The 10,466-nt window shown below is 69.5% G+C and carries 6 protein-coding genes; all 6 read left to right on the top strand.

What is annotated here, in order from left to right; genetic code table 11:
* Window positions 1–91 precede the first annotated feature (91 nt).
* Entirely contained in the window at window positions 92–1,432 is a 1,341-nt protein-coding gene (locus FLW16_RS45770) for an RICIN domain-containing protein (RefSeq protein WP_142566514.1), read from the top strand.
* Window positions 1,433–1,563: 131 nt separating this feature from the next.
* On the top strand, window positions 1,564–4,449 hold the full coding sequence (locus FLW16_RS41695) for a lectin (protein WP_142566513.1): 2,886 nt from the start codon (window positions 1,564–1,566) through the stop codon (window positions 4,447–4,449).
* Window positions 4,450–4,560: 111 nt separating this feature from the next.
* Window positions 4,561–6,375, top strand: coding sequence for a ThuA domain-containing protein (locus tag FLW16_RS41690; protein ID WP_142566512.1), 1,815 nt, complete (start codon window positions 4,561–4,563; stop codon window positions 6,373–6,375).
* A gap of 734 nt (window positions 6,376–7,109) precedes the next feature.
* On the top strand, window positions 7,110–8,534 hold the full coding sequence (locus FLW16_RS41685) for a sugar ABC transporter ATP-binding protein (protein ID WP_142566518.1): 1,425 nt from the start codon (window positions 7,110–7,112) through the stop codon (window positions 8,532–8,534).
* Window positions 8,531–9,532 carry an ABC transporter permease gene (locus FLW16_RS41680; protein WP_260616174.1) on the top strand — a complete coding sequence of 334 codons (1,002 nt, stop codon included), beginning with the start codon at window positions 8,531–8,533 and terminating at the stop codon, window positions 9,530–9,532. Before FLW16_RS41685 ends, FLW16_RS41680 begins: the two co-directional genes overlap by 4 nt.
* On the top strand, window positions 9,529–10,461 hold the full coding sequence (locus FLW16_RS41675; RefSeq protein WP_142566511.1) for an ABC transporter permease: 933 nt from the start codon (window positions 9,529–9,531) through the stop codon (window positions 10,459–10,461). Before FLW16_RS41680 ends, FLW16_RS41675 begins: the two co-directional genes overlap by 4 nt.
* Window positions 10,462–10,466 lie beyond the last annotated feature (5 nt).

The following is a 10,466-nucleotide window of genomic DNA, read 5'->3' as shown; positions in this document are numbered from 1 at the left end:
CCCGCCACGACCCCCTCCCCCCCAGGAGCAGGCAGTGCATTCACAGGAAGCCCCGGGGACGGCTCCACACCGAGCCGTCCACGCGCACCCCATGAGACCGCCACGCCCGCGCACCCGAATCCTCGCCGGGATCGTGGCCGCCCTCCTGGTGATCGCCGGCCTGGCGGCAGGATCGTCCGCCGCATCCGCGGCGGGCAACCCCTACGAGCGCGGGCCCTCCCCCACCGCGGCGAGCATCGCCGCGGACCGCGGTCCTTTCGCCACCGCCCAGGTGACCGTCCCCAGGGGCAACGGATTCGGCGGCGGGGTCATCTACTACCCGACCGACACCAGCCAGGGCACTTTCGGCGCCATCGCGATCGCCCCCGGCTTCGGCACCGCCTGGAGCTACTACGCCTGGCAGGGCCCGAGACTCGCCTCGTTCGGCTTCGTCGTGATCGGGATCGAGACCAACACTCTCAACGACTACGCCGACGCCCGGGCCACGCAGTTGCTCGCCGCCCTGGACTACCTGGTCGACAACAGCCCGGTGCGTGACCGGGTCGACCGCGACCGGCTGGCGGTGGGCGGACACTCCATGGGCGGCGGAGGCGCACTCCTCGCGGCCACCCAGCGGCCCTCGCTCCTGACCGCGGTCGGACAGGCGCCGTACGTGCCCAACGGCAGTCTGTCGGGCATCAAGAGCCCCACGATCATCTTCGCCGGCCAGGCAGACGGAACGGTGACCCCGCAGTACGCCCAGAACGCCTACGCCACGATTCCCGCCGACGTCGAGCGCGCGTACGTCGAGATCGCCAACGAGGGCCACGGCTTCCCCGCCGGTGGCGGCGGGGGCAACTCCGGTGCCTTCGCCCGCACCATGATGGTCTGGCTGAAGCTGTTCATCGACAAGGACACCCGTTACGCGCCGTTCCTGTGCCCGACGCTGTCCAACGCGAACGGCATCTCCAAGTACATGGCAAGCTGCCCGCTCGGCCCGCCCGGAGGCGGCCCGACGGCCAGCCCGACGGCGACTCCCAGCTCGACTCCGACAGGTCCTCCGCCCGCGACGAGTGCGCTGAAGGGTGTGGCGTCGGGGCGGTGCCTGGACGTCAACGGCGCCTCGCAGGCCAACGGGGCGCAGGCGCAGATCTGGGACTGCAACGGCCAGCCCAACCAGCAGTGGACCACCACCAGCGCCGGTGAACTGCGCGTCTACGGCAACAAGTGCCTCGACGTCAACGGCGGCAGCACCGCCGACGGCACCAGCGTGATCATCTGGGACTGCAACGGCCAGAACAACCAGAAATGGCGCCTCAACACCGACGGCACCATCACCGCCGTCGGCGCGAACAAGTGCCTGGACGTCAACGGCGGCGGCACCGTCAACGGCACCAAGACCCAGATCTGGACCTGCCACGGCGGCACCAACCAGAAATGGACCCGCGTCTGACGGCGTCCTCGTCGTCCGACCCGATGAGGGAACCAGAGGCGGCACCCCTCTGAGCACGAAGCACAACTCCGGCAACGGCGCGGCGGCGCGCGCTCTGCCCTAACTGATCTTGACTGTCAGGAAGGAAACCGATGTCCCGACGTCCGTGGCTCACAACGCTGACCACGATGGCGCTGATCACTTCCGGAGCCTTGGCGCTCACCTCCGCTCCGGCGAACGCGCTGACCATCCCGGCGTCCGACTACCAGCAGGTGTCGCTCGCGTCGGGCGGCTCGGAGCTGGGTGAGGCGATGTCGCTGGCCGTGATGCCCAACCGGTCGGTCCTCCACACGGCCCGTGACGGCACGCTGCGCGTCACCGATGCCAACGGCAACACGAAGGTGGCCGGCAAGCTCAACGTCTACACCCACGACGAGGAGGGCCTTCAAGGTGTGGCGGTCGACCCGAACTTCGCGTCGAACCGCTACGTCTGGCTCTACTACTCGCCACGGCTCAGCACGCCGACCGGTGACGCGCCCAGCAACGGCACCCAGTCGCAGTTCGACCAGTGGAAGGGGCACCTGAACCTATCCCGCTTCACACTGAAGTCCGACGACACGCTCGACATGAGCAGTGAGAAGGTCGTGCTGGAGGTGCCGAACGACCGGGGGATGTGCTGCCATGTGGGCGGCGACATCGACTTCGACGCCGCCGGCAACCTGTATCTGACCACCGGCGACGACAGCAACCCGTTCGAGTCGGCCGGGTATTCGCCGCTGGACGAGCGCACCGACCGCAACCCCCAGTACGACGTGCAGCGCACGGCGGCCAACACCAACGACCTGCGCGGCAAGCTGCTGCGGATCAAGCCGCAGCCGGACGGCACCTACACGATCCCCAGCGGGAACCTTTTCCCCCCGGGGACGGCGAAGACGCGGCCGGAGATCTACGCGATGGGCCTGCGCAACCCGTTCCGGATGAGCGTGGACAAGGCCACCGGCGTCGTCTATCTGGGCGACTACGGGCCGGACGCGGGGTCGACCAACTCCAACCGGGGGCCGCAGGGGCAGGTGGAGTTCAACCGGATCACCAGCGCCGGGAACTACGGGTGGCCGTACTGCACCGGGTCCAACAGCACGAACGAGACCTACAACGAGTGGAACTTCGCCACCAACAGCACCGGCCCGAAGTACAACTGCACGGGAGGGCCGACCAACAACTCCTTCCGCAACACCGGGCTGACCACGCTGCCGGCGGCCAAGCCGGCCTGGATCAGGTACGGAGGGGACGCCGGTTCGCCGCCGGAGTTCGGCTCCGGGTCGGAGTCGCCGATGGGCGGCCCGGTCTACCGCTACGACCCGAACCTGAACTCCGCCGTCAAGTTCCCGCAGGCGCTCGACGGGCGGTTCTTCGCCGGTGAGTACGGCCGCCGCTGGATCAAGGCGATCGAGGTCAAGTCGGACGGCGCCTACGGCGAGATCTCCGCCTTCCCCTGGAGCGGCACCCAGGTGATGGACATGGCCTTCGGTCCCGACGGCGCCCTCTACGTGCTCGACTACGGCACCGGAAGCAACAACCAGGCGTTGTATCGGATCGAGTACATCGGCAAGGCCAACCGCAATCCGATCGCCAAGGCCTCCGCCGACAAGACCTCGGGACCGGCTCCGCTGACCGTGAGCTTCTCCTCCGCGGGCAGTTCCGACCCCGAGGGCGGTGCGCTGACGTACTCGTGGAACTTCGGCGACGGCACAACCTCCACGGCGGCCAACCCGAGCAAGACCTACACCACGGACGGCACCTACACCGCCACCCTTACCGTCCGTGACCCGCAGGGGCTGACCGGCACGGCGAGTGTGACCGTGAACGTGGGCAACACCGCGCCGTCGGTCACGCTCACCTCGCCGGTGGAGGGGCAGTTGTTCTCCTTCGGAGACACGGTGCCCTTCCAGGTCGCCGTGTCCGACCCCGAGGACGGCACCATCGACTGCTCGACGGTGACCGTCACCTACTTCCTCGGGCACGACAGCCACGCCCATCAGATCACCTCCAAGTCCGGGTGTTCCGGGTCGATCGCGGTGCCGGTCGACGGTGAGCACGACTCGGCGGCCAACATCTACGGGGTGCTGCAGGCGTCCTACACCGACAAGGGCGGTCTCACCACCACCGTCGTCCGGACGCTGCAGCCGCGGCACCGCCAGGCCGAGCACTTCGGCGCCCAGCAGGGCGTGCAGACGGCCGACCACACCACCGCCGAGGGCGGCAAGACCGTCGGCTTCACCGACGACGGCGACTGGATCTCCTTCCAGCCCTACAACGTCGGCAACGCCACGCGCATCACCGCGCGGGTGTCGTCCGGTGGCGTGGGCGGCCGGCTGGAGGTGCGGGCGGGCTCCGCGACCGGCACGCTGCTGGGTACGGTGAACGTGGCGGCCACCGGCGGCTGGGAGACCTTCACCGACGTGTCGGCGAACCTCAGCGGCGTGCCGTCCGGCACGACGACGCTGTACCTGGTCTTCCGCGGAGCGACAGGACAGGGCTACCTGTTCGATCTGGACGCCTTCACCTTCGACACCGGCACGTCGTCCTCCCCGTCCCCCTCCCCGTCGCCCTCTCCATCAGCCTCCCCGTCTCCTTCTCCGTCGCCCTCGGCGAGCACGAGTGCGCTGAAGGGTGTGGCGTCGGGGCGGTGCCTGGACGTCAACGGCGCCTCGCAGGCCAACGGCGCCCAGGCGCAGATCTGGGACTGCAACGGCCAGCCCAACCAGCAGTGGACCACCACCAGCGCCGGTGAACTGCGCGTCTACGGCAACAAGTGCCTCGACGTCAACGGCGGCAGCACGGCCGACGGCACCAGCGTGATCATCTGGGACTGCAACGGCCAGAACAACCAGAAGTGGCGCCTCAACTCCGACGGAAGCATCACCGCCGTCGGCGCGAACAAGTGCCTGGACGTCAACGGCGGCGGCACCGCCAACGGCACCAAGGTGCTGATCTGGACGTGCAACGGCCAGAACAACCAGAAGTGGACCCGCGTCTGAGCCACCCGGCACACCGCCCGGCCACACGCCGATCAACCCATTGATGCGCCCGGCGCGGCCCAGCTTTCATCGTCGAAAGGGGCCGCGCCGGGCCGCGACGGAAGGACACCCATGCTGCGACATCTGACCCCCGCCGCGCTCGGGCGCATCGCGGGGAGCGACCGGAAGACATCCGTGCTGCGACGCCTGTCGGTGACCGCGGTGGCGCTCACCGCCGCCGCCGCGACAGTGATCCCCACCATCCCCGCCCACGCCGCCGCCTTCAAGGTGCTGGTCTTCTCCAAGACGGCCGCGTTCCGGCACGACTCCATTCCCGCCGGCATCCAGGCCATCCGGGAACTGGGCGCCGCCAACGACTTCGCCGTGGACGCCACGGAGGACGCGAACGCGTTCACCTCGGGCAACCTCGCGCAGTACAAGGCCGTGGTGTTCCTCAGCACCACCGGCGACGTGCTGAACGCCTCCCAGCAGACCGCCTTCCAGTCGTACATCGACGGCGGAGGCGGCTACGTGGGGGTGCATTCGGCCGCCGACACCGAGTACGACTGGCCCTACTATGGGCAGCTGATGGGGGCCTGGTTCAACAACCACCCGGCCATCCAGCAGGCGACCGTACGGAACGAGGACCGGGCGCACGCGGCCACGGCCCATCTCGGCCAGACCTGGACACGCACCGACGAGTGGTACAACTACCGCACCAACCCGCGCGCCAACGTGCACGTGCTGCAGAGCCTGAACGAGAGCAGCTACAGCGGCGGGAACATGGGCGACCACCCGATCACCTGGTGCCACCCGCAGGCGTCCGGCCGGTCGTTCTACACCGGTCTCGGGCACACCCAGGAGTCGTACGCCGACTCCAACTTCCGCACCCTGCTGCTCGGCGGCATCCGCTACGCGGCCAAGGCCACGAACGCCGACTGCCGTCCCGAGACCGGCTACACGACCCTGTACAACGGGTCGACCACCGGCTGGACGCAGGCCGGGCCCGGCTCGTTCGCCAACAGCGACGCCACGCTGACCTCCCAGGGCGGCATGGGGATGCTGTGGTACAACGCCAAGGAGTTCGGCTCCTACTCCCTCAAGCTCGACTGGAAGCTGACCGGCGACTCCAACTCCGGCGTGGTCGTCGGGTTCCCGGCCACCAGCGACCCCCAGACGGCCCTCGACACCGGGTACGAGGTCCAGATCGACGCCACCGACACCGCGGACAAGACGACCGGGGCGATCTACGGCTTCCAGTCGGCCGACCTCGCCGCACGTGACGCGGCGCTGAACCCGCCGGGTCAGTGGAACACCTACGAACTGCTCGTCCAGGGAGAGCGGCTGCAGGTGTTCCTCAACGGCACGAAGATCAATGATTTCACGAACACGGACCCGGCCCGATCCCTGCAACAGGGGTACATCGGCATCCAGAACCACGGGTCCGGCGATGTGGTGTCGTTCCGGAACATCCGGGTCAAGGAACTGAGCGGCCCATCGACCTCCCCGTCCCCCTCCCCCTCGCCGTCGCCGTCCCCTTCCGCGTCGCCGTCGCCGCCCGCGGGTGGTACGACCGCGCTGCGGGGTGTGGCGTCGGGCCGGTGCCTGGACGTCAACGGCGCATCCCAGAACAACGGCGCCCAGGCGCAGATCTGGGACTGCAACGGGCAGAACAACCAGAAGTGGACGTCCACCAGTGCGAGTGAGTTGCGGGTGTACGGCAACAAGTGCCTGGACGTGAACGGCGCCGGCACCGCGGACGGCACGAGCGTGATCATCTGGGACTGCAACGGGCAGAACAACCAGAAGTGGCGCTTCAACTCGGACGGCAGCATCACCGCTGTGGGCGCGAACAAGTGCCTCAGCGTCAGCGGCACCGCCAACGGCACGAAGGCGCAGATCTATACCTGTAACGGCCAGAACAACCAGAAGTGGACTCGTGTCTGAGGTGATCCGTCCCACCCGGGAGCGGCGGGGGACTCCGGGGCCCCACTCCGCCTCGCCGCACCCGGCATGACGTCCGGCGCGGCCCTGATCGGGGGCCGCGCCGGTTTTTTCTTCGTACGGATGGCGCGCTGATTCGGAGGTTTTTCGCCAAATTGCGGCGAAAGTCCCTTTCCCCACGTCAGAAGTATGTGGCTCTCTGCCCTTGGGGAGAGGGCCCACATGTATGACAAGAAGCCCGGGACTTCCTTGAGATGAGTGTGAAAGTTTCATACTCATTTGCTCCAAGCCTCTGGATACAAGGCCTCCACTCCTCGTGCACTCAAGGGGCATTGGACGCTACGGCACGGTCATTTTCCTGTGAGAGGGCGACTTCCGCAGGAAGGTGGCGAAACTATGTCCGAGCGTGAGAGAAGAAGTCTCCTCAAGCAAGTAAATAAGCATGCTTGACATCAGAAGTTTGGTAGACCTATTTTCTTCCCGAATCGCTTCGACCGCTCCCGCCGGACCAGGTTGAGCCTCCGCTCGAGTCACACCCGTCCACCGGAGCGGAACGCGCGTCGGCCGGCCGCCGGGCCCTCCTCCCCGGCGACCGGCCCGGTGAACCGCACGCCGGGCCCGGCACGACTTCCACCCCCTTAGGAGATCCCCGTGCATGAGTCATCACCCCGTACGGCGCGGAGACTCGTCCCGGCCGGCCTGGCGTCACGTCTCGACAGGCGGGCCGCGTGCTGAAGATGACCGGCATCGGCAAGAGCTTCCTGGGCGTCCGGGTCCTGGACGGGGTCGACCTGGAGGCGTCCGCGGGCGAGGTCCACGCGGTGGTGGGAGAGAACGGCGCCGGCAAGTCGACGCTCATGAAGATCCTCGCGGGGGTGCACACTCCGGACAAGGGGACGATCGAGATCGACGGCCGCAGCGTGGCGTTCGGGCATCCGATCGAGGCGCAGCGGGCCGGGGTGGCGATCATCTACCAGGAGCTCACCCTGCTGCCGGAGCGGACGGTTTCCGAGAACGTCTTCCTCGGCCGGGAACCCGTACGGCGGGGGCTGGTCGACCGGGCGGCGATGGAGTCGGCGACCGGTGAGCTGCTGAGCTCGCTCGGCGAGGAGTCGTTCGGGCCGCGCGATCTCGTCCGGCGGCTCTCGGTGGCGCAGCAGCAGGTCGTCGAGATCGCCAAGGCGCTGTCGCTGAACGCCCGGATCGTGGTGATGGACGAGCCGACCGCCGCGCTGGCCGACCACGAGGTGGAGCTGCTCTACACCCTGGTGCGGCGGCTCACCGGGCGCGGCATCGCGGTTCTGTACATCTCCCACCGGCTCCCCGAGATCTTCGAACTCGCCGACCGGATCACCGTGCTCAAGGACGGTGCCCGGGTCACCACCGCGGAGGCCTCGAGCCTGGACACCGCGACCCTGGTCCGCCTGATGGTCGGCCGGGAGCTGGACTCCTACTACCCGCCCCGGGCGGCGGAGCCGCCCGGAGAGGTGATGCTGAGCGTGCGCGGCGGGGGCAACGCCCGCCTGCACGGCATCGACCTCGACCTGCGCGCCGGGGAGATCGTCGGGGTGGCCGGGCTGCAGGGCTCGGGCCGCACCGAGCTGGCCAAGGCGCTGTTCGGCGCGGAGCCCTTCACCAGCGGCGAGATGACGCCCTGCCGGCCCCGCTCGGTCCGCGAGGGCATCGCGGCGGGCATCGGCCTGGTCACCGAGGACCGCAAGGCCGAAGGGCTCCTGCTGAACCAGCACGTGCGTGACAACGCCCTGCTCGTCGCCCGGGCCGCCGGGAGGCGCCGGCCCGGGATCGAGCGGCTGCTCGAGCGCGTGCGGCTCACCCCGCCCCGGCCCACCCAGGAGGTCCGGCTGCTGTCCGGGGGCAACCAGCAGAAGGTCGTGCTGGCCAAGTGGATGACGGTCGCGCCGCGCGTCCTGCTGTTCGACGAACCCACCCGCGGCGTCGACGTCGGCGCCAAGGCCGCCATCCACGAGCTGATGCGCGAACTCGCCCGTGACGGCACGGCCATCCTGATGATCTCCTCCGAGCTCCCCGAGCTCATCGGCATGAGCGATCGCATCCTCGTGCTGCGGGACGGGCGCATAGCGGGAGAGCTGCCCGCCGGCGTCACCGAGGAGTCCGTGATGCACCTGGCGGCCGCGTCGTGACTCAGCAACTGAAGCTCCGGCGCGTCGCGGCCGAGGGCTCGTTCCTGCGGCGGCTGACGGCCGACCGGCCCGCGCGTGCCGTCTACGTGGCGCTGGCTCTGCTCATCGTGCTGGGCTGGCTGCTGTTCGCCCTGGACGGCGGGCGGTTCCTCAGCCAGGAGAACATCGTCGGGATCCAGCAGCGATCGGCGGCGCTGGGCATCGTCGCGGTCGGTCAGACCCTGGTGATCCTGGCCGGGAGCCTGGATCTCTCGGTGGCCTACCTGATCAGCCTGACCTCGCTGGTCGCGGCCGAGATCATGGCGGGCGCCGACGGAGGCGTACCCGCCGCGGTGGCCGCGGTGCTGGCGGTGAGCGCGACAGTCGGCCTGGTGAACGGCCTGATCGTCACCAGGCTCCGGGTGCACGCCTTCATCGCCACGCTCGGGGTCGCGCTGATCATCAGAGGCGCGCTGGACGAGCGGTACGACGGGCCGGCGGGCAGTGTGCCCGAGTCCTTCCAGCACCTCGGGTACGACCGCATCGGGCCGCTTCCGGTGTCGGCGCTGCTGTGGGCCGCGGTGGCGGCGTCCGCGTGGCTCCTGCTCAGCCGGACGCGGCTGGGCTACCGGATCTACGCCGTGGGCGGGGACGCCGAGGTCGCGCGGCTGTCGGGAGTGCGCACCGAGCGGGTCGTGGTCGCCGCCCACGTGCTCTGCTCGGTCTGCGCCGGGATCGCCGGGTTGCTGCTCGCCTCCCGGCTCGGGGCCGGCGCGCCGACGGTCGGGACCGACGGCGGGTACGACCTGGAGTCGATCGCGGCGGTCGTGCTCGGCGGGACCGCCCTGGCCGGAGGCCGCGGCGGGGTCGCCGGGACCGTCGGCGGAGTTCTGCTCCTGGCCGTCCTCGACAGCATCTTCAACCAGCTGGAGGTCAACTCCTTCGCCAAGGACGTCGTGCGGGGCGTGGTCCTGGTGGCCGCCCTGGCGATCTACGCCCGCAGGAGGCGGACCGCATGAGACGCGCGCTACCGATCTTCGTGGTGCTGGCCGGGCTGCTGGTCGCGATCGCGATCGTCAACCCGTACTTCCTGGAGCCGCCCGCATTCCTCGCCTTCGTCAAGCGGGCCGCGCCACTGGTGATCCTCGCGGCCGGGCAGTACTTCGTCATCGTGTCCGGCGAGTTCGACCTGTCGGTCGGCTCCCTCGTCACCGCCGAGGTGGTGATCGCCGCCCGGCTCATCGACGGCTCCGCGGCGGCGACCTGGCCCGTGCTGGCCCTGCTGATCGTCCTCGGACTGCTCACCGGGCTGGTCAACGGGACCGTCATCACCCTGCTCCGGGTCCCGTCGTTCATCACGACGCTCGGCATGCTGCTGATCCTCTCGGGAGCGATCTTCCTCTGGACGGGCGGCGCGCCCAGGGGCGCCCTGTCCCCGCAGTTCCGCGAGCTGGGCCGGGGAAGCCTGGGCCCGGTGCCCTGGTCGGTCTTCATCCTCGTCGCGGTGGCGGCCGCCGCGATCTGCGCGATGCGTGCCGGCTTCGGCCACACGCTGATAGCGGCCGGCGACAACGACCGGGCCGCCGCTCTGTCCGGTGTCCGGGTCGCCCGGGTGCGGACGGTGGCGTTCATGATCTCCGGGCTGTCCGCGGCGGTCGCCGCGATTCTGCTCGGTGGCTTCGCCGGGGTGTCCGCGCAGGTCGGCCAGGGCCTGGAGTTCCAGGCAATCACGGCTGTCGTGCTCGGCGGCGTGGCCCTCGGGGGCGGCCGCGGCTCCGTGGTCGCCGCAATGGCGGGCGCCTTCACCCTGGAGGCGCTGTTCACCCTGCTCAACCTGTACGGCATCTCGGGGGCGGTGGAGCCGGCCGTACAGGGTGTGATCATCATCGCCGCGGTGGCGCTGGGAGCGGTGAGCCTCCCACGCAGAAGAGCCGCGGCCGCATCGTGATGGAA

This window comes from Microbispora sp. KK1-11, assembly GCF_006874435.1.
GTDB classification, from domain to species: domain Bacteria; phylum Actinomycetota; class Actinomycetes; order Streptosporangiales; family Streptosporangiaceae; genus Microbispora; species Microbispora catharanthi.
This window is presented reverse-complemented; position numbering and strand designations above follow the sequence as displayed.

Excerpts from the sequence above, each read along its gene's own strand:
- FLW16_RS45770 (WP_142566514.1), top strand. The coding sequence starts at position 92 with ATGAGACCGCCACGCCCGCGCACCCGAATCCTCGCCGGGATCGTGGCC.
- FLW16_RS41690 (WP_142566512.1), top strand. The coding sequence starts at position 4,561 with ATGCTGCGACATCTGACCCCCGCCGCGCTCGGGCGCATCGCGGGGAGC.
- FLW16_RS41695 (WP_142566513.1), top strand. The coding sequence starts at position 1,564 with ATGTCCCGACGTCCGTGGCTCACAACGCTGACCACGATGGCGCTGATC.
- FLW16_RS41685 (WP_142566518.1), top strand. The coding sequence starts at position 7,110 with ATGACCGGCATCGGCAAGAGCTTCCTGGGCGTCCGGGTCCTGGACGGG.
- FLW16_RS41675 (WP_142566511.1), top strand. The coding sequence starts at position 9,529 with ATGAGACGCGCGCTACCGATCTTCGTGGTGCTGGCCGGGCTGCTGGTC.